This window comes from Sediminibacterium sp. FW305-C-269, from assembly GCF_058231045.1.
The window spans coordinates 484,136-503,447 of the sequence record NZ_JBIQXQ010000003.1; the positions used below are offsets into that span (position 1 = coordinate 484,136).

Here is a 19,312-nt window from a genome sequence, read left to right on the forward strand (position 1 = left end):
CGCCGCTTTATTATTACAAATAATATTGATTCGTTTATCTTACAGGTATTCGATACGGAAACCTATCAAAAACATAATTATGCGAAAATGGCTCATGACCCTGCCGGCTGTTCTGTTGTTTATCAACGGTACACAGGCGCAGGCACCCAAAATCACTTTTGAGAAGTACACATTGCCCAACGGCTTAACGGTGATCCTGCACCAGGATAAAACGGCGCCGGTAGTGGCGGTGTCGGCCCTGTACCATGTAGGGTCGAAGAACGAGGACACGGCACGTACCGGTTTTGCGCATTTCTTCGAACACCTTATGTTCGAAGGAAGTGAGAACATCAAAAGGGGGGATTTTGATAAATATACCTCAAACGCGGGTGGCTATAACAATGCCAATACCACCCAGGACAGGACCTATTATTTTGAACTCTTTCCCAGCAACCAGGTGGCATTGGGCCTTTGGTTGGAGAGTGAGCGTATGTTACATGCCAAGATCGAAGAGGTTGGCGTGAATACGCAGAAAGAAGTGGTGAAAGAAGAAAAACGTCAAAGGATTGATAACCAGCCCTATGGAACCATCATCGGAGAGATCTTCAAGAGGGCATTCAGGGAGCATCCTTATAAATGGCAGCCGATCGGTTCGCTGGAGCACCTGAGCAGGGCAAAACTTTCTGATTTCATCCAGTTCTACAAAACGTTTTATGTACCTAATAACTGCGTGCTGAGCATCGCAGGTGATATTGATATACCGCAGTTGAAACAGCAGATCAGCGCTTATTTCGGACCGATCCCCAAAGGCGCTCAGCCCATACCCAGGCCCGCCATTAGCGAACCGCCGCTGGGTGGAGAAGTCCGGGATGTGATCGAGGATAATATCCAGCTGCCTGCCGTGGTGCAGGCCTATCGTTCTCCCAGGCAGGGTAGTGAGGAATATTATGCATTCAATGTACTCTCTTCGCTGCTTTCAGGCGGTAACTCTTCCCGCATGAACAAAGCCATCGTGGATGAAAAACAGCTGGCCGTGCAGGCTGGTGCTTTCAATTATGCGCTGGAAGACGCAGGTCTCTTCATCACTTTCGGTATTGCCAATATGAACGTGAAACCCGAAGACCTGGAAAAAGAGATACAAGTAGTGGTGGATGGCGTGAAGGAAAAACTGGTGGATGAGCGCGAGTTTGAAAAAGTAAGGAACAAGATCACTACCGATATCGTCAACAGGAATGCATCCATGGCAGGGATCGCTGAATCGCTGGCCAATTACCAGGTATATTTTGGCGATGCCAACCTGATCAATACGGAGATCAACCGCTACAACAAAGTTACCCGTGAGGATCTGATGAAAGTGGCACAGAAATACCTGAATAAGGAGAACCGGGTAACACTGTACTATGTACCCAAGGGATCCAAGAAATAAACAGTGTTTCGCTGACTCAACAATCTAAACGCAAGAACATGAAAAAGATATTCCTATACTTCCTGATAGTTACACCCATGGCCGTGATGGCACAGGTGAAGATCAACAGAACCCAGGCTCCGAAACCAGGACCCGCACCCGTGATCAAAGTAGGAGAGCCCGCCTCTTTTACACTGGCCAACGGCTTACGTGTATTCGTGGTGCAGAACACCAAACTGCCGAGGGTGTCAGCCACACTCACCATTGATCGCGAAACGATCCGGGAGGGCGACAAAGCCGGTCTGGTCAGTATGGCCGGACAGTTATTTCGTAGGGGAACCACCAGCATGAAAAAAGCCGTGTTGGATGAAGAGATCGATTTCCTGGGCGCCAACATCAATACTTCGGCACGCAGTGTCAGTGGCGGATCGCTCAAGAATAATTTCAGTAAACTGTTTGCGCTGATGGCCGATATTGCCCTGCGCCCTTCTTTTCCGGCCGATGAGTTGGAGAAGATCCGCCGCCAGGAATTATCCGGCCTGGCACAGGCCAAGGAAGATGCCAATGCCATTGCAGAGAATGTGGTAAGCCGACTGGTATACGGGAAAGATCATCCCTACGGTGAAATAGAGACCGAAGAGACCGTAAAAAGGGTTACGGTAGAAGATATCCGCTCTTATTATACCACTTACTGGAAACCGAATATCGCCTACCTGATCTTTGTGGGGGATATTACACCGGAAGAAGCCAGGAAACTGGCAGAAACACATTTTGGTAGCTGGCAGAAGGGAGAATTGCCAGCACAGGATTTTGCGATGCCGGTGGCTCCGGCCAAGACCTATATTGCTATTGTAGACAGGCCCAGTTCCGTACAGAGTGTGATCAACCTGGTAACACCGGTACCATTGAAACCCGGTGCACCTGATGCGATCGCTGCTTCTGTGATGAACAACCTGTTGGGCAATGGGTCTTCCGGCAGATTGTATAAGAACCTGCGTGAGAAACACGGGTTTACCTATGGCGCTTACTCATCACTGCAGGCAGATAAACTGGTAGGTAACTTTACAGCCAGTGCTTCTGTGCGTAATGAAAAAACAGACAGCGCCATTGGCCAGTTCTTTGTGGAACTGAACCGCATACGTAATGAAGCAGTCAGCAATGAGGACCTGGGCCGGTCTAAAAATGAAATGAGCGGCAGTTTTGCCCGCTCGCTGGAAAGCCCTGCCACCATCGCCAATTTTGCATTGAATGTGGCTCGTTATGGGTTGCCCAAGGACTATTACCAGAATTACCTGAAGAATCTGTCGCTTGTAGATAACAGTGCCGTACAGTCCATGGCCAACAAATATGTGACACCCGGAAAGATGCATGTGGTGATCGTGGGTAACGCAAAACAGATCGCACCTGGGTTGGAAAAATATGGTGAAGTGAGGTATTTTGATGTGTATGGTAATGAAAAGGCAGCGCCTGTAGAGAAAAAGGCAGGTGCAGATATCACACCGTCCAGCGTACTGAACAAAGCGATTGAGGCACAGGGTGGAGAAGCGGCCATCGCAGCATTAAAGGACGTATCCATGAAGGGAACGGCCAGTGTGATGGGGCAGAGCCTTGACTTTACAGCGCAGTATGTGCTTCCTTCGGGTTATCTGCAGCACATCAGTATGGGCGGGATTGCTGTAGCCAAACAGATGACAAAAAATGGTACCTACCTGGTGGCACAGCAGGGCATGGAACAGCAATTGAAAGACGAGGATAAGGAAGAACTGGATGAAGCTGCTTCGCTGATACCAGAACTGTATATGCAGAAAAAAGGTGGGTACAGCTATACTGTAAAAGGGATTGAGCAGGTAGAAGGGAAAGATGCCTATAACCTGGAGATCAGATCGCCTAAAGGAAGAACCATTAATTTCTTTTATGATGTGGCAACCGGTTTGCGTGTAAAGGAAGCCCGAACCCAGGAAACACCGGGCGGCAAAATGACGATCAGTGTCACCAATACAGAATACAAGACCTTTCATGGTGTGAAACTTCCTGTGAAACTGGTGATGGATACCGGTCAGTTCAAGATCAATACCGAGATCTCTGAGACCAAAGTGAACCAGGGGTTGACTTTGGATGATATCAAATAGGTAATTCAGTTACGCAAAGAAGAAGGCCAGTTGAATCAACTGGCCTTCTTCTTTATGATGGGAACTTCTATCAGAATTTACATCCGAAGGTCATCATGATGGTGCCCCGGCCGCCGGTTTGTGTGGCGAATGTGTTGGGCTTATCGTTCAGACGGTAAGCGAACTGTGCATCTTTCGTGAACATATGTGAGTAGGTAAGATCGATAAAAATGCCATGATCGCGGTAACCCACTCCACCAGATGCCAGGATACGGTTGGCTTTCAGCGCCGCATCGGCATAAGGGCTTCCATAATAGGCTCCGCCGATCCGGAACATGATGGTGTGCAGTTTTAACTCACCACCAAGGCGCAGGTTGATATTTCCCTTGTAAGTGTCTTTGATGCCTTCATTCACGATGCTGTAATAATCCCTGAGGGCCTGATCTGATTTATCTGCTGCGGAAAAACGGGCACCCCGGTAATTCACATATTCGAGGTCGGCACTGATGAAAGCGCGTTGCCTGCGGGTATCGCTGATCTCACGGAATACATAACTGGCACTGATGATGGCCCTCCAGGGCGTGATCATATTGTATTTACGTTCGCCGGAACGGCCGCTGTTCAGCGCGTTACTGCTGGCTGTACGGATGCCAGCATAACTTTCCGTATTGGCGGTGATGGAAGAACTGATCTTGTCGGTAAAGCCCATCAGTTGCGGACTGTGAAAGGCAAAACCGATGCGCCAGTATTCCTTGGGTTTATAGATCGTTCCCAGTTTTACGCCTACACCGATGCCCTGTGAGGAAAAGTTCTCGGTATACTCAAATGATTTGAACTGGTTATCGGTACGGCTGGTGGCATCAGTTTCACTATAGGTAAGATTGCGCCGGTAACTGATCACCGGGATGGTGAGGCTGCCACCTACATACATTTTATCTTCCAGGTTACCTGCAAGGCCCAGCGCGATCTCATGATAGCCGCCAAAAGTATTGGCGTCGTATGACTGGTTCACTCCGCTGGAGATGGGCACCAGGCTTTGGTAACCTGCCACAGATCCGCCGGGGCCGCTCAAAGTATCGATCAGGAAAGTCCGGAACGCAAGGGAAGAGCCAAAGATATAATTGCTCAAAGCTGCATTGGTATCGGCACGGTCGCGGGTAAGTTCTTCCAGGTATTGCTCAGTGAAAGAACTCATGTTGTTGAATCCTTTGAACTGAACATGGTTGTTATAATTGGCCACCTGGTTCACCGAAATGGCAACAGCGCTGCTGGTCCATTTGCGTTCCCTGCCTTTGTAGGATGAACTCAGGATAAATCCGGAAGCTCCATAATTAAAATTGTTCCGGTTGCTGATGGTGTCGGTACCACGGTAGTTGAACTTATTCCTGTTCAGACCAAAGCCCGGACTCAAAACGAATTCGTTCGTTTTGAAAAGGCCGATCCCCGCAGGGTTTACATGGTTGGCGGTGATATCGCCACCCAGGGAACCCATCACACCTCCGGTGGCCATGTTGCGGCCGGTGCCATTCTGGGTAAACCAGGCCGTACGTAAGGCGTCATCGGGATTTTGGGCAAAAAGGGTGGTACTGGCTATGGAAAATATAACTAGTAGATATTTTTTCATACAAGCGTTTTTGGGTACACGATGAACCGTGAAAACCTGACCAGGTGTTTTGATAATGGGATAATGATGAATGGAAAAAGTTTATCCTCGTCCTCCACGGCCGGTGCTGGTACTGCTGCCGGTGCTCTTGAATCCACCGCTGTTACCACCCGCACTGCTGCTGGTAGGAGGTGGTGTATAGGTTGGATTATTGGAAGGTGAGTTAAAGGTCCTTACAGGCCTGTCGTAACTGTAGCTACTACCCTCCGATGAACCGGAGAACACTCTTTTTAACAGGCTGCCGAAGTTACTGTTACTGCCGCCGGGTACAAAAGCGCCTGTTTTGGGGTCTTTGTAACCATAGTTGCTATTGTCGTAATTCTTATTACGGTAGGCAGTGATATTGCTGCCGAAAGTATAACCACCGGGGTTACTGGGTACCAGTGAGTAATAATGAACCACCGTGTACACAGGGCTGCTCCATCCCCAGCCATACCTGCCGGGGTAGTAATTACCGTAGCCCATACCCAATCCAAATCCTGGACTCCAGTAGGCATAAGGATTCAGGCTGCTATAATATTGATAATTGTATGTGCCGAAGTCGTAGCGGCTATCGTACCAATAGTCAAAATTGTCGATCCCGCCCCAACGGTAGCGGTTGGCTACTTTCATGCGCAGGTACCTGTCGTCCATGCTGCTGACATAAGCCTCGTAGGCTTCTTTTTGCTTTTGCTGATCCTTTTGGCTCAGCACTTCCTCTTCCAGCTCGCGGCCGGGTGAATAATACACATCATCAGGTGTTTGCCCGTTTTTAAAGGCAGTGGAACAACCGGAGAGTACAGTTACAGCAAGTAGCGATAGTAGTAAAACCTGTTTCATATAAGCAGGATTAGGGTTAGATAAAGCTAAGTTACCTACATTTGCGCAGCCGGTAAGGCTTCTTACAATAGTGTGACAAATCCTTTGCCAACTAACAATTGTAAGTCTTTATATATGTTAAAAGAATGTTAAACAAATATGGGAAAGGAAATTACATCAAGAGCGCAGGATTATTCACAATGGTATAATGACCTGGTGATCAAGGGAAGTCTTGCAGATTATAGCGCTGTTAGGGGTTGTATGGTCATCAAACCTTATGGTTTTGCGTTGTGGGAGAATATGCGGGATGTGCTTGACAGGATGTTCAAGGAAACCGGTCACCAGAATGCGTATTTCCCGCTGTTCATTCCCAAGAGCCTGTTTGAGGCAGAGGAAAAGAATGCGGAAGGTTTTGCCAAAGAATGCGCAGTGGTAACCCATTACCGGCTTACTTCTGATCCGAATAACAAAGGTAAACTGATTGTTGACCCAGAAGCAAGGCTGGAAGAAGAATTGGTAGTGCGCCCCACCAGTGAAGCCATTATCTGGAATACGTATAAAGGATGGATACAGTCGTACCGCGACCTGCCCATCCTCGTGAACCAATGGGCCAATGTGGTTCGTTGGGAAATGCGTACCCGTTTGTTTCTTCGTACGGCCGAGTTTCTCTGGCAGGAGGGACATACGGCCCATGCCACATCAGAAGAAGCGGTGGTGGAAACCAAAAAAATGCTGGATGTATATGCCGATTTTGTAGAGAACTGGATGGCATTGCCGGTGATCAAAGGAGTGAAAAGTCCGAACGAACGTTTTGCCGGTGCGGTAGACACCTATTGTATTGAAGCGCTGATGCAGGATGGTAAAGCGCTCCAGGCTGGTACTTCACATTTTCTTGGGCAGAATTTCGCCAAAGCATTTGATGTTAAGTTCACCGACAGGGATAATAAACTGGATTATGTATGGGCCACCAGCTGGGGCGTGAGTACCCGGTTAATCGGTGCTCTGGTAATGGCGCATAGTGATGATGACGGATTGATTCTGCCTCCGAAGATCGCTCCGGTTCAGGTGGTGATTGTTCCTATTTACAAAGGGGATGAGCAAAAGGCGCTGATAGATGAAAAAGTACATGCGGTGGTGAAGAACCTGAAAGCAATGGGCATTTCGGTGAAATACGACGATAGTGACAATGCAAGACCCGGATGGAAATTTGCCGAATACGAAATGAAAGGGGTCCCGGTACGCATTGCTATTGGCGCCCGTGACCTGGAGAACAATGTGGTGGAAGTAGCCAGGAGAGACACCAAGGAGAAGAATACGGTAAGCATGGATGGTATAGAAACCTATATCAGCCAACTGCTGGAAGAAATACAGGTCAACCTGTTCAACAGGGCCAAACAGTTCCGTGATGAACATATTACCCGTACGGACAACTGGGACGAGTTTGTGCAGTTGCTGGATAACAAAGGCGGATTTGTATCAGCCCATTGGGATGGTACACCTGAAACAGAAGACAAGATCAAGGAACTCTGTAAAGCTACAATACGCTGTATCCCCTTGAATAACCCACAGGAAGAAGGAAAATGTATTTTAACAGGCAAACCTTCTGCACAAAGGGTGTTATTTGCCAGAGCATATTAGCATATTGAACAGATGAACAAGGAACAGATGAACCTGTCTGACGGCGGACAGGTGTTGAATGAAAATAGCTGATATTCTTCAGTTCCTTGCTCATCTGTTCGTCTGTTCATTTGTTTTCTAATTGTGTTTTATTTTCATGAAACAGAAACCGCTTCCGGATTATATGCAGCCTTATCTTGAGGGTAAGGTGTTGCTGTTTGATAAGCCACTTCGCTGGACCTCTTTTGATATGGTTCGTAAGATACGGAACCTGACAAGGGTGATGAAAATAGGGCATGCGGGCACCCTGGATCCGCTGGCCACCGGTTTACTGATCGTGTGTACCGGAAAGTTTACCAAGAAAATCAATGAATACATGGGGATGGAGAAAGAGTATACAGGAACTTTTACTCTTGGTGCCGTTACGCCTACGTACGATCTGGAAAGTGAGCCCCGCGACCACAAAGAGTATAACCATCTTACTGAGCAAGCCATTCACCAGGCTACCCAAATCTTTACCGGAGAGATCATGCAGGTGCCGCCCATTCATTCTGCCATCAAGCAGGATGGCAAACCTGTGTATCTGGCCGCCAGGAAAGGGGTGGATGTTAAACTGGAACCCCGGCCGGTTACGATCTATTCTTTCACGATAGAGAAATTAGAACTGCCTGTTGTGCATTTCCGCGTAGTATGTTCTACGGGTACTTATATCAGGAGTCTGGCCCATGATTTTGGTGCGGCCCTGGGTGTGGGCGGTTATATGAGCAGTTTGCGCAGGACCCGTATCGGCATGTTCCAAGTAGAAGATGCACAGAGCATCGAAAGTTTTGAAGAGGAACTGAAGCAACTAACTGTTGCATCAGAAGGGCAGGCCGATGCCTAACTGTAAAGCGTAGTTGGGAATCTTTAATCCATTGGCCCTGTTCTCTGTCCACTGAAATTTGTCCATCCAGCCATTGTTGTATTGTCTGGCAGGGTCCTTCACTTTATAAGCCAGGTCGAGCCTGATCAGGAAGTAGGAAAAATCTACCCGCACGCCGGTACCCACGCCGATCGCGAGATCACGCCCCAGGTTTTTAAAAGAGAATTTTGCTTCGGGGTCAATGGTATTGGTCTTCAAGTTCCAGATATTACCGATATCTGCAAACAAAGCACTCCCGATTTTAACGCCTGCAATGGTTGCCAGTGGGTAACGATATTCAATATTGGCTTCCAGCTGGAAGTCCCCAAAACGGTCGCGGTAACTGTTGGCGCTGGCACTGGCTTCGCTTTGCTTCGAACTGCCCAGTCCCAGCTGCCGCAATCCCCAGGCCCGCATACTGTATGGTCCACCGGCAGAGAATTGTTTAAAGAAGGGTAGGGTCCTGTCGCGAAGCGTATCATTTCCGTAATTATATCCCACTCCCGCAAAAGCCCGGAAAGCCAGTTCTGTCTTGCGCATTTTGATCGACTCGCGGTATTCAGCTTCCAGTTTCACATAACGGTAGATCTGATTTCGGATGCCGCCAAATAAACCGAACAAGCCACCTGCTTCTTCCAGTCCAACACGCATATAATGGCTCCGGTTCGGATTGTTGCTATTGATGAAATTTTTTATCAATGAAAGGCTCTGGCTGATCACCCTGCCTGAATTGAAAGAGGATCGTAAGAATGGGATGCTGTCGAACAAGCGCCGTAAACCATCCAGCGTATCGATGGAGTAAAGCTCCACATTCAATGGTTTGTACAGCCAGGTATTATTTCCTTTTTTCCATTCATATCCCCAACTGGTCACCAATGAACGCAGTTTGTAAAAATCCCTTCTATCCACATATGAGCCGTTGACAGAGAACAGTGTTTTTTTATTGTCGAGCCTGCTCAACGCGCGCCAGTTCTTGAAAGGAACGATGAGTTTGGGGAATGCGTACGTGTGTCCTACATTCACCAGGAATGTCTGCAGCAAACGGCTTTTGTCGCTGGTAAGCAGATTGAGCTCTACTCCCGTACGTAAAGTGGTGAGCGATTGCACTGCGCTTTTCCATACGTTTTTGTTATTGTAGGCGAAATTGGTGGAGATACCCCAGAGATTACCCAGACCGAAATCGGCTGTGTTGCGACTGCCTTCGAGGTCTACGGTGAAATTCTGTTTGATGGCGGGAGCCAGGAAAAAATAGACATCCAGGCTGTCTTTACTCCGGATCACCGGCCTGGCATCCACCTGTTGCCAGGCGCCGATCTGTCCGAGTGTGTTGATCGATTTGAAATAATCGTTCTCATTGTACAGGGAACCGTTGCGTAAAAAAGTATGTTCGCGCAGCGGGCGGTAATTGAAAAGCCCTTTTTTGTAACGAATGGTCATATTCCTGCGATGGGTTTCCAGGAAATCAGTCCGTTTCAGCAGGCTGTCCGGGATATCAGACATTTTAGTCTCCGGATAGTAGTACAGCTGACCAATATAGTATTGTTTTAGCCGGTTTGAATCGGTGATGGGCCTGTTGAAGATGGTAATGTCCCAGGTGGGATTTTCCCTTCTTGCTTTGGCCGCTTCTGCAATCAGCTGAGCCTGTTTAAAAGGGTCGAGTGTTAATTCAAGCAGGCGGGGATCGGTGGTATCGGCTTCTGCAAAAATATCATCACGGGTGAACAGAAAATATCCATTTTGCCGGTAAAGACTCACCAGCCTGTCCAGCTCAGCGCTGATCAAACCTTTGGTATAGGGTACCCCTTTTTTCAGCAGGGTGCTGTTTTCTTTTTCTTTGGTAAGCTGCTGCAGGGTGCTATCGCCCAGGGCAAAGGAAACAGAATCAATCGTGATATTCTTACCCACCTGGATACGCATATTGATCTTTGCGCGGATCTGTTCTTTTACGGTATCGATCTTCACGGAATCTGCATAAGTGGCGTAATAATATCCCTGCGAATTGAGGTAAGCATTCATCATCGCTACGGTGCGGGTGATATTGGCCGAATCGAATACCGGCGGGTTCTTGATCTTATAAAAAACTCCGAACTGCTGGATCTTTGGTACTTTCAGGCTGTCATCCCAGTAATTGACCAGTTCTTCGGACAAACGTTTTTTCTCATCTTTGGAAATATTTCCTTTGAGTTCGATCTTGTTATCGAATACAAAAGCTTTGTTGGTGGGTGGATTTTTGACGGTAGTAAAATTCACTATTGAACAGGAACTGAAGAGTACCAGCAGTAAGGAGAAACAGAGAAAAGAACGAATAAATATATTATGAAAGGTCAAACCCATACAGAATGTTAAGCAAGAATGAGCTCAAATATATCCAATCTTTGTGCCAGAAAAAACAAAGGCAGGAAGAACGGTTATTTATTGTGGAGGGTGCCAAGCTGGTAGAAGAGCTGTTACTCACCCAATATGAGGTGAAAGGTATTTATGCACTGCCTGCCTGGGCGGAGAAACACAGCCACTTGCCGAATCTGACCGTTATCACCGAACCGGAACTGGAACGGATCAGTAACCTGCAAACCCCCAACCAGGTACTGGCCGTAGTGGTACAGCCGGAGCAGGCTAACGGCCTGGAACTGGAGAACCAGCTTACTCTGGTGCTGGATAATATTCAGGATCCCGGTAATCTGGGTACCATCATCCGCATTGCCGACTGGTTTGGGATCCGGCAGATCGTTGCCAGTCCGGACACCGTTGAACTCTATAATCCCAAAGTGATCCAGAGTACCATGGGTAGTTTTGCCAGGGTGCAGGTATGGTATCAACCTTTGTTGTCCTTTCTGCAATCGGTGAAACTGCCGGTGTATGGTGCTTTGTTAAAAGGTAAGAACCTGTACGAAGAAGCACCGCTGAAAGAGGGTTTGTTGCTGATCGGAAATGAATCCAAAGGTATTGCGCCGGAGTTATTGCCATTCATTTCACATCCCATTACCATTCCCAGGATCGGTGGAGCCGAATCGTTAAATGCTGCGGTGGCTGCTGGTATCATCGTATCTCATCTTACCCGGGTAAAATAACCGGCTGCCCGATCTTACCGGAACTGTATCGCTTTTACCGGTTCTATCTTTTTGATGAGCCAGGTGGGAATGATCAGGGCCAGGTAACAGACCAGGGCTGTTACTGCGCATACCAGCGAGATCTGCCACCAGATAATCTTTACGGGAGCGGTGGATACATAGTAGGAGGCTTCATCCAGTGTAATAAAACCGGTGGACTGTTGCAGTAAACAGAGGCCTATACCCAGTATGAAACCTGCGCCAATACCGGTGAATGTGATCACGGTGGCATGGTAGAGGAATACTTTCCGTATCAACCCGTCTTCGGCTCCCAATGCCTTCAGGATGCCTACCATACGGGTTCGCTCCAGTATCAGTATCAGCAAACAGGTGATGAGGTTGATGATAGCCACCACCGACATCACGATAAAGATCACATCGCGGTTCATATCCTGTATGCTCAGCCAGTCAAAGATATTGGGATACACTTCGCGGATACTGCGGCTCATCCAGGCCGCGGGTAAGGCTTCGGACAAACGGTTGCTCACACTGTCGATGCTGCTGTGTTCTTTCAGGAAGATCTCATAGCCGCCTGTCTGGTCGGGTGCCCAGTCGTTCACCCGGCGTATCAGGTCCAGGTCGCCCAGCACAAATAGTTTGTCGTATTCTTCGATGCCCGTTTTGTAAATACCTACCACTGTCAGTTTCCGGTAGGTCCTGGCACCATCGGTTCCGGAAATAAAATAAACGGTAATGGTATCCGACAGATTAATCTTTAGCTGGGCCGCCAGTTGCTTCGATAACAGGATCTCTTTGCTGTAACCGGCTGTATCAAATCGGATCCATCTGCCCTCTGACAGGTAAGGATGTAAACGACTGCTGTCATAATCCCGTTCAACGCCTTTGAGCAATACCCCTTCAATCTCCTTATTTTTTTCCAGTACGGCCGATTTGGTGGCAAAACCCTGCAGTTGCAGAACATCCGGGTCCCGCCTGATCAATGCCTCAATGGATGTGTCCTTGTTGATGGCCGTTTCTTCGGCTACCAGTGATTTGTTGGGTTCGTATTTCTGTACGCGTACATGTCCCCAGAAGCTGAATACTTTTTCTGATACCGTTCGCTGGAAACCGTTTACAAAAGATAGCGTAATGATCATCGCCATTACGCTGAGCGCTGTTGCGGTAACAGATAAGCGGATGATGAACCGCGAGAAGGTTTTCTGTCGGTTAAACGCGATCCTTTTGGCAATATGAAAAGCCAGGTTCAACGGCACGATTTTGGTTGCACCAAAACTACACAGCTGCAGGCAATGCCCCAAAAGCAATTGGTTACAGAAATGTTGTATGTTTAAGCTTGAATGGCACATATGCGAAACCTTTTCTTTTGGGTACTATTGATAGCAGGTATGGGCAAGGCAACTGCACAAAGATTGCCAGACCATGTTTATATGCCGGAGATACGCACCCCCAGGCTGTTTCAGCAGAATAACCAGCAAAGTATGGCCCTGATCACGCTGAATTCTTCAGACCTGCTGGAACTGCATTTCGACGATATGAGCGGGGTCCCTAAAAATTACTATTATACCTATGTACTGTGCAATGCCGACTGGACGCCGGCTGATGTGAGCCCGTTCGATTATATCAAAGGTTTTCCGCAGAACCGTCTCAGTCAATACCGGGTTTCTACGGTTACTGCCAGCCGATATGTACATTACCAGGCATTGTTGCCGGATCGGAACTGTATGCCTTCGAAAAGCGGCAATTACCTGCTGAAAGTATACCTGGATGCGGATACGTCCAGACTGGCTTTTACCAAACGGATGCTGGTAGTGGATAACCGGGCCAGTGTGGGGGCGCAGGTACAGCAGCCTTTTGATAATGAGATCCTGCGCACCCACCAGAAGATACAGGTGGCGGTGAATACGCAGCAACTGAATATACTGAGCCCGCAGCAGACCAAACTTGTGATCCTGCAGAATAACCGCTGGGACGATGCGATCAGGGATATACAACCGACTTTTATCCGCGGTAAGATGATGGAATACAATGCAGAGCAGGACTGCATTTTCCCCGCAGGGAAAGAATACCGCTGGGCTGATCTGCAGAGTTTCCGTTTCCTGAGCGACAGGATGGACCGGGTTGATAAAACCAGGGAACCGGTTGATGTATATCTGAAACCTGATCTGGAAAGAAATAATCTCCGTTACCTGTTTTTCCGCGACCGCAATGGCTGGGATGAGATCAACACAACAGAATCGCTGAATCCCTGGTGGCAAACAGATTATGCATATGTGCATTTTACTTTTGCCCCTGCCAACAGGCAGCCTTTTGCCGGAAGATCGGTGTACCTCTTGGGATCCTGTACCGGTAACCAGATTGGGGATACTTCGAAGATGGACTATGATGCGGCCCGGGGACTGTACACCAAGACCATCTTGCTGAAACAGGGCTATTACAGTTATGCTTATGTGACCAAAAACGATCAACATCCGGAAGAAAAAGCGGAGCCATCGTTAACGGAAGGAAATTACTGGGAAACGGAGAATGAATATACTGTCCTGTTTTATTATCGTTCTTTCAGTAGCCGTCATGATGAATTGGTGGGGATCCGTTCAGTGAATTCACGTAATGAGCGGCCGGTTTTTTGAATGCATGTATGTACGGGATATTTATTTCAGTCAGAATCCTTCAAAAAAATAGTTGAATTAGCCTGTCAACCCTTATTTTTGCGCCGGCAGGTCTCGCACGACCAGCTCCTGCTGAACCTCCCCAGGGCAGGAATGCAGCAAGGATAAGCGGTTGAGCGGTGCGATGCGAGTAGCCTGCCATTTTTTTTCTTCTACTCGAAAAATGGCTGATGTGCGAATGATCGGAATGCAAAAGAATTATTCATCCGACAAATCCGTAATCCGTTAATTCATAATCTGCAATACCAATATGAAATTTTTTATTGACACGGGTAACCTGGCCCAGATTAAGGAAGCCAATGATTTAGGAATTCTGGATGGTGTAACCACCAATCCAAGTTTAATGGCCAAAGAAGGGGTTAAAGGCGAGGAAGCCATTGCCCAGCATTACAAAGCCATTTGCGAACTGGTGGATGGTGATATCAGTGCGGAAGTGCTGTCTACCGATTTTGCCTCCATGGTGGAAGAAGGTAAGAAACTGGCTGCCATTCATCCCAATATCGTTGTAAAAGTCCCTATGATCAAAGATGGTATCAAAGCCATCAAGTGGTTCACCGATAATGGTATCCGTACCAACTGTACGCTGGTATTCTCGGCCGGGCAGGCCATACTGGCTGCCAAAGCGGGTGCTTCCTATGTTTCTCCATTCATTGGTCGTATTGATGATAGCGGCTGGGATGGAATGGAGCTGATCGGTCAGATCCGTCATATTTTTGATGTACAGAACTACAAAACAGAGATCCTGGCTGCCTCTATCCGCAACCCGCTGCACATCATCAAAGCGGCTGAACTGGGCGCTGATGTGTGTACCTGTCCGCTGGACTCTATCCTTGGCCTGCTGAAACATCCGTTAACAGATATCGGCCTGGCTAAATTCCTGGAAGACGCTAAGAAAATGTAATACCAACGAATACACAATTGATAAGAAAACCCACCATTCGGTGGGTTTTCTATTGTTGACTACTATAAGTCCATCACTTTCCTTTCCCGGCTGCTTTCCCTGGCCGCTTCAATGATCTGCATCACATGGATACCATCGGTGGCTGATACCGGAACCGGTTTCCCGTGGCGCAACGATTGATAGATGCCTTCATAATAGCCGTAATAATTTCCCTGCAGGGTGGGTACTTTTTCACGAATTACCTGACCGTTTTTTTCAGTATGCAACAATCCCTGTTCCGATATGGGCTCTGTTCCCCAATCTGTGAGGTTGGGTTTCTCATTGGCCAGCAACCGGGTTTCCTGCACGTCTGCACGCGTCTTCAGAAAAGATCCTTTGCGCCCATGTATCACATACGAAGGAAAGGGCTCGCGCACCTGGTATCCCGATTTTAAACGAACGCGCAGCAGGGGATAATACAGCAGTATCTCAAAATAATCATCAACCTGTGAACCCGGCCGGGTAATGCGGATATCCGCAAAAACAGCTTGCGGCATGCCGAACAAATAAAGGGCCTGGTCTATCAGGTGCGGTCCCAGATCACTGACGATACCTGCACCCGGCGCAGCGATTTCTTTGTGCAGTTTAGGACTCAATTCATCTTTAAAACGGTCGAAATGGATCTCTGCTTCCATGATCTCGCCCAGCCAGCCTTCCTGAACGATTTGTGTAACGGTTGCAAAGTCACTGTCCCACCTGCGGTTCTGAAATACTGAGAGCACCAACTGCTGCTGTTCTGCCAATGCGTTCAGTTCTATAGCTTCAGCTACAGTTGTGGTAAAGGCTTTCTCTACCACAGCATGTTTGCCTGCCAGTAATACCTGTTTGGTGAAATCATAATGGGTTCCGGTAGGGGTATTGACGACTACTAACTCTATGGACGGATCGGTCAGTATTTCTTCCAGTGAACGGTAGATCCTGGCCTTCGGATAAAATTCGGCTGATGCTGATCGGCTTCTTTCCCAGATACCGGTCAGTTCGAATCCTTTGTGCAGATCGATGAAAGGGGCATGGAAGACCTTTCCAGACATGCCGAAGGAAAGTAGGGCTGTTTTAATGGGAGACATAGGGAGTAATGAGTGAATGAGTGGATGAGAGAATGAGTGAATGATCGATTGGGTTAAAATTATAAAACCTGCTCCAATTTGGGGCAGGTTTTATGTGATGAGATTACGATAACGGTTTAGTTGGTTGTGGTGGAGGCGGGTTTTTCGCGTTCTTTCATTTTATCGAGATAAGAGACCCCGTTGCTGATCCATTTTTCTGCGGGTTTGCCCAGCAGGTAATGATCGAACCACTCTCTTTGTTTTTTCTGGTAGTCGATCTGGTTCTCTTTTTTGGCAAGACCATGGTTCTCGTCTGCATATACCAGCATCACATGCGGTTTTTCCATCCGGCGCATAGTGCCGTACATTTCGATGCCCTGGTGCCAGTCAACCGCCCCGTCCTTATCGCCAAAAGCCACCAGCAAAGGTGCTTTGATCTTACCGGCATTGAACATGGGTGAGTTACGGATATGCGCATCAGTTCTTTCATACCAGGGACCATCAAACCTGCCCTGACTGGTTTCGAAGATCTTCTGATCGGGTGTACCGCTGTTCCAGTAAATGCTCATGGACATGCTGATCAGGTCTGTGAGCGGAGCTCCGGCGCAGGCAGCTTTGAAGATATCTGTCTGTGTGATGATAAAAGAGGTCTGGTAAGCACCCCAGCTATGTCCCATCAGGCCTACTTTGTCTTTGTCGATCATACCTGTTTTTAGAACCTCTTTTACAGCAGGCACCACGCAGTTCACAGCGCTGGTGCCGGGTTCGTTGGTCTCATATACAATGTCGGGCCGGAATACAAAATAACCATTGGTGGTGAAATTGGTGGTATTGTAAGGGCTCCGCGCTGATGGATTGGTGTAAGTATGAACAGTATTCGACAACAGCTCATAGATATAAACGATCATCGGGTATTGTTTACCTGGCTCATAGTTGGCAGGATAGAACAGCGCGCCCTGCATTTTTTTGCCCTTGGTATTGGTATAGCTGATCAAGCGGCTCTTACCCCAGTAATAATTATCCTGCTGTGGATTGGTGCCGGTGACCTTTTTTTCGTTGTTGAAATTATCGCTAACAAAAAGTTCGGGCGATAAATGAAAATCCTGTTTTACATAAAGGAAACTGTTGGCATCCCTGGCTTTTGTCAGGCGACTGATGGAGAGATCTTCGAAAATGAGTTTGTCGGTTTTCCCGTTCTCCCATTTGTAATAACCATACTTTTTACTTTTATCGCCATAGGCGGAAAAATAGATCGCTTTGCTATCGTCCAGGTAAGGTTCTTCAAAATCGGTCCGATATACGCGGAACATGATCTCTTCCTTTTCTCCCTGCGTTAATTTTCTTCCCCCACTGCCATCTGGCTTCACTGCCCAGATATTGTACTCGTCATACAATAAGAGTTCCTTGTCGGATTTGGTCCATCCTCCAACACCCACCGGTGGCCTGGTAGCAGGATGATCGTCGCGTATATCCTGGAAATCCGTTTTTATGTTTTGGGTAATGTTGGTATTCCTGGCCGCAGCGATATCATATACCCACCAATGTTTGTCTCTGAAATAATACAGGTATTTGCCGTCAGGAGAGGGGCGGGGACCGGTGTAGGCACCTGCCAGCGATTTTTCATACAATAATTTCTCTTCGCCGGTTTGCGTATTCACCAGGTAAAAATCCGCATAGTCTTCTTTAAAAGCGGGTTTGTATTTTTTGTTGGTGGAAGTGATGGCAAATTTCTGGTTGCCGGTCAGTAATGCATCGGGTGTGTTCTCTTTCGCCAGTTGGTAGAACTGTCCGTTGCCCAGGTTCCATACAGACAGGTAACTGGCTTCCTTGTCCTGTGGAAACATCACTTTCTGTCGTGGTTGTACTTCTGGATCCTTCCAATGCCAGATATCCACTGCAGGTAATTTTTCATCAACGGCAGGTCTCTTTGCTGCCAGCATTTTTGTGCTGTCTGTTTTGCTTTTGCTGCTGTCCGTATTCTTTTTGTCCTCTTTTTTGGATTTCAGGGTCCAGGTCTTCAGGCCAAAGAAAACGGCACTCATGTCATCACTGAGCCTGAGTGCAGAACCGTTATAGATCCGCATGTTTTTCGGAAAACCAGCTACGGTGGTTGGGTCAAAGACCTGTAATGCAAGATTCTTATAAATATCCGTGTAACTGTATACCATGGCGTTCTCTTCCTCGTGTGTATCCTTCTTAAAGGTCTTGAAGAAGCTGAATCCATCACCCTCTTTCTGCCAGGTAAGTTTTGAGAAACGGGTTGTGTCGCTGGCCACCACTTTTAAGGTATAGTGATTCAGGTTGAACAGTTCCACAGAGTTTCCGGCGATATTGGCCGATTCTGTGATATAGGCAAGGAAATCACTTTTTTTGTTGAAGGCATAGTCGGTGACATTGCCAATGGTTCGGGTGGAATTATCCGCCAGGTTTTTCAGCAACAGTACACTGCCTTTTTCCTTATTCTCTTTCGGAGGAGACAGGTACACGGCGAGGAACTTTCCATTGCGTGAAAACCCGAACCGGGATATGTTCTGCACGGTTTCTTTTTTACCCGTTTCCAGGTTCAGTAGTCCCATTTTGTATTCGATGGGTTTACCCTGGTCTCGAAGTCTCTCTGCTTCTTTGAACGGCAAACCAATACGGTAGGCCAACCATTTGTTGTCTTTAGAGAACTCCGGTGCGCTGGCAAACTCCAGTTTATAGGATTTGCCGGTGCTTCGGTTGGTAACGAACAGCGTGTCGTTATCCTCCTGCACCAGTAGCTGGTAAGCTACCCATTCACCATTGGGTGAGAGGTCGTTGGCACCAATGCTTTGCCATTTGCCGTAATCGTCTACGGGCAATGTCTTTTTTTGTTGTGCCAGGGCACTGCCTGTTACACAGCTGGCCAGTAACAGCACAAGAAAGAACTTCCTGAACATAAGCGTATAGTTTTAACCAAGATAACCAAACTTGCTGATGCAGCTACCCGCTTGTTGTATGGAAGCTTATTTATATACATTAACATAGTATTTGCAGTTTTATTTTTCCATTATGTTGAAAAGCTGTACATTTGCACCCTGAAACCGAGAACGTATTATTAAAGACTCTCATGGGTGATGTTATCTGGAGTTTCTTCTAA

At 47.6% G+C, this 19,312-nt stretch carries 13 protein-coding genes and 1 other RNA gene; 8 read left to right on the forward strand and 6 right to left on the reverse strand.

The genetic code is table 11. The features are described from left to right. Positions 1-79 precede the first annotated feature (79 nt). Positions 80-1,405: a M16 family metallopeptidase gene (locus ACH3Y6_RS12065; protein ID WP_490835867.1), complete on the forward strand. Its 1,326-nt coding sequence runs from the start codon at positions 80-82 to the stop codon at positions 1,403-1,405. A 38-nt stretch (positions 1,406-1,443) separates the two neighbouring features. Beyond that, on the forward strand, positions 1,444-3,513 hold the full coding sequence (locus ACH3Y6_RS12070; RefSeq protein WP_490835868.1) for a M16 family metallopeptidase: 2,070 nt from the start codon (positions 1,444-1,446) through the stop codon (positions 3,511-3,513). Positions 3,514-3,583: 70 nt separating this feature from the next. Here the strand turns inward: ACH3Y6_RS12070 and ACH3Y6_RS12075 are convergent, their stop codons facing one another. Both ACH3Y6_RS12075 and ACH3Y6_RS12080 read right to left on the reverse strand, forming a co-directional pair. Continuing rightward, positions 3,584-5,116, reverse strand: a complete 1,533-nt coding sequence (locus tag ACH3Y6_RS12075; RefSeq protein WP_490835869.1) for an OmpP1/FadL family transporter — start codon at positions 5,114-5,116, stop codon at positions 3,584-3,586. Positions 5,117-5,197: 81 nt separating this feature from the next. Beyond that, positions 5,198-5,974: a hypothetical protein gene (locus ACH3Y6_RS12080; protein WP_490835870.1), complete on the reverse strand. Its 777-nt coding sequence runs from the start codon at positions 5,972-5,974 to the stop codon at positions 5,198-5,200. 138 nt (positions 5,975-6,112) lie between these two features. Between ACH3Y6_RS12080 and proS the strand changes: the two genes are divergently transcribed. Together proS and truB are read left to right on the forward strand one after the other, a co-directional pair. Beyond that, positions 6,113-7,591: a proline--tRNA ligase gene (proS, locus tag ACH3Y6_RS12085; RefSeq protein ID WP_490835871.1), complete on the forward strand. Its 1,479-nt coding sequence runs from the start codon at positions 6,113-6,115 to the stop codon at positions 7,589-7,591. Between the two features lie 136 nt (positions 7,592-7,727). After that, the gene (truB, locus tag ACH3Y6_RS12090) at positions 7,728-8,453 is read left to right on the forward strand and encodes a tRNA pseudouridine(55) synthase TruB (protein ID WP_490835872.1); all 726 of its coding nucleotides are present in this window, start codon (positions 7,728-7,730) and stop codon (positions 8,451-8,453) included. Here the strand turns inward: truB and ACH3Y6_RS12095 are convergent. Further along, positions 8,430-10,805 carry a BamA/TamA family outer membrane protein gene (locus ACH3Y6_RS12095; protein WP_490835873.1) on the reverse strand — a complete coding sequence of 792 codons (2,376 nt, stop codon included), beginning with the start codon at positions 10,803-10,805 and terminating at the stop codon, positions 8,430-8,432. The two genes, truB and ACH3Y6_RS12095, sit on opposite strands and share 24 nt — an antisense overlap. A gap of 5 nt (positions 10,806-10,810) precedes the next feature. On the opposite strand from ACH3Y6_RS12095, the gene ACH3Y6_RS12100 reads away from it, so the two are divergent. Then, positions 10,811-11,539 (forward strand): RNA methyltransferase, encoded by a 729-nt coding sequence (locus ACH3Y6_RS12100; RefSeq protein WP_490835874.1) that lies wholly within the window; start codon positions 10,811-10,813, stop codon positions 11,537-11,539. A 14-nt stretch (positions 11,540-11,553) separates the two neighbouring features. Here ACH3Y6_RS12100 and ACH3Y6_RS12105 read toward each other — a convergent pair whose 3' ends face one another. Then, complete coding sequence (locus tag ACH3Y6_RS12105; protein ID WP_490835875.1) at positions 11,554-12,792, reverse strand: ABC transporter permease; 1,239 nt, start codon at positions 12,790-12,792, stop codon at positions 11,554-11,556. 93 nt (positions 12,793-12,885) lie between these two features. Here ACH3Y6_RS12105 and ACH3Y6_RS12110 point away from each other — a divergent pair, with 93 nt between their 5' ends. The 3 genes from ACH3Y6_RS12110 to fsa all read left to right on the forward strand — a co-directional run bounded on the left by ACH3Y6_RS12110 (position 12,886) and on the right by fsa (position 15,106). Continuing rightward, on the forward strand, positions 12,886-14,166 hold the full coding sequence (locus ACH3Y6_RS12110) for a type IX secretion system plug protein (protein ID WP_490835876.1): 1,281 nt from the start codon (positions 12,886-12,888) through the stop codon (positions 14,164-14,166). 84 nt (positions 14,167-14,250) lie between these two features. After that, positions 14,251-14,349, forward strand: an RNA gene (gene ffs, locus ACH3Y6_RS12115) — signal recognition particle sRNA small type. 106 nt (positions 14,350-14,455) lie between these two features. Next, positions 14,456-15,106, forward strand: coding sequence for a fructose-6-phosphate aldolase (fsa, locus tag ACH3Y6_RS12120; RefSeq protein ID WP_490835877.1), 651 nt, complete (start codon positions 14,456-14,458; stop codon positions 15,104-15,106). Between the two features lie 62 nt (positions 15,107-15,168). Here fsa and ACH3Y6_RS12125 read toward each other — a convergent pair whose 3' ends face one another. Together ACH3Y6_RS12125 and ACH3Y6_RS12130 are read right to left on the reverse strand one after the other, a co-directional pair. Next, positions 15,169-16,176, reverse strand: coding sequence for a Gfo/Idh/MocA family oxidoreductase (locus tag ACH3Y6_RS12125; RefSeq protein ID WP_490835878.1), 1,008 nt, complete (start codon positions 16,174-16,176; stop codon positions 15,169-15,171). A gap of 152 nt (positions 16,177-16,328) precedes the next feature. Continuing rightward, the gene (locus ACH3Y6_RS12130; protein ID WP_490835879.1) at positions 16,329-19,112 is read right to left on the reverse strand and encodes a S9 family peptidase; all 2,784 of its coding nucleotides are present in this window, start codon (positions 19,110-19,112) and stop codon (positions 16,329-16,331) included. Positions 19,113-19,312 lie beyond the last annotated feature (200 nt).

Excerpts from the sequence above, each read along its gene's own strand:
- ACH3Y6_RS12065 (WP_490835867.1), top strand. The coding sequence starts at position 80 with ATGCGAAAATGGCTCATGACCCTGCCGGCTGTTCTGTTGTTTATCAAC.
- ACH3Y6_RS12070 (WP_490835868.1), top strand. The coding sequence starts at position 1,444 with ATGAAAAAGATATTCCTATACTTCCTGATAGTTACACCCATGGCCGTG.
- ACH3Y6_RS12075 (WP_490835869.1), bottom strand. The coding sequence starts at position 5,116 with ATGAAAAAATATCTACTAGTTATATTTTCCATAGCCAGTACCACCCTT.
- ACH3Y6_RS12080 (WP_490835870.1), bottom strand. The coding sequence starts at position 5,974 with ATGAAACAGGTTTTACTACTATCGCTACTTGCTGTAACTGTACTCTCC.
- proS (WP_490835871.1), top strand. The coding sequence starts at position 6,113 with ATGGGAAAGGAAATTACATCAAGAGCGCAGGATTATTCACAATGGTAT.
- truB (WP_490835872.1), top strand. The coding sequence starts at position 7,728 with ATGAAACAGAAACCGCTTCCGGATTATATGCAGCCTTATCTTGAGGGT.
- ACH3Y6_RS12095 (WP_490835873.1), bottom strand. The coding sequence starts at position 10,805 with ATGGGTTTGACCTTTCATAATATATTTATTCGTTCTTTTCTCTGTTTC.
- ACH3Y6_RS12100 (WP_490835874.1), top strand. The coding sequence starts at position 10,811 with ATGTTAAGCAAGAATGAGCTCAAATATATCCAATCTTTGTGCCAGAAA.
- ACH3Y6_RS12110 (WP_490835876.1), top strand. The coding sequence starts at position 12,886 with ATGCGAAACCTTTTCTTTTGGGTACTATTGATAGCAGGTATGGGCAAG.
- fsa (WP_490835877.1), top strand. The coding sequence starts at position 14,456 with ATGAAATTTTTTATTGACACGGGTAACCTGGCCCAGATTAAGGAAGCC.
- ACH3Y6_RS12125 (WP_490835878.1), bottom strand. The coding sequence starts at position 16,176 with ATGTCTGGAAAGGTCTTCCATGCCCCTTTCATCGATCTGCACAAAGGA.
- ACH3Y6_RS12130 (WP_490835879.1), bottom strand. The coding sequence starts at position 19,112 with ATGTTCAGGAAGTTCTTTCTTGTGCTGTTACTGGCCAGCTGTGTAACA.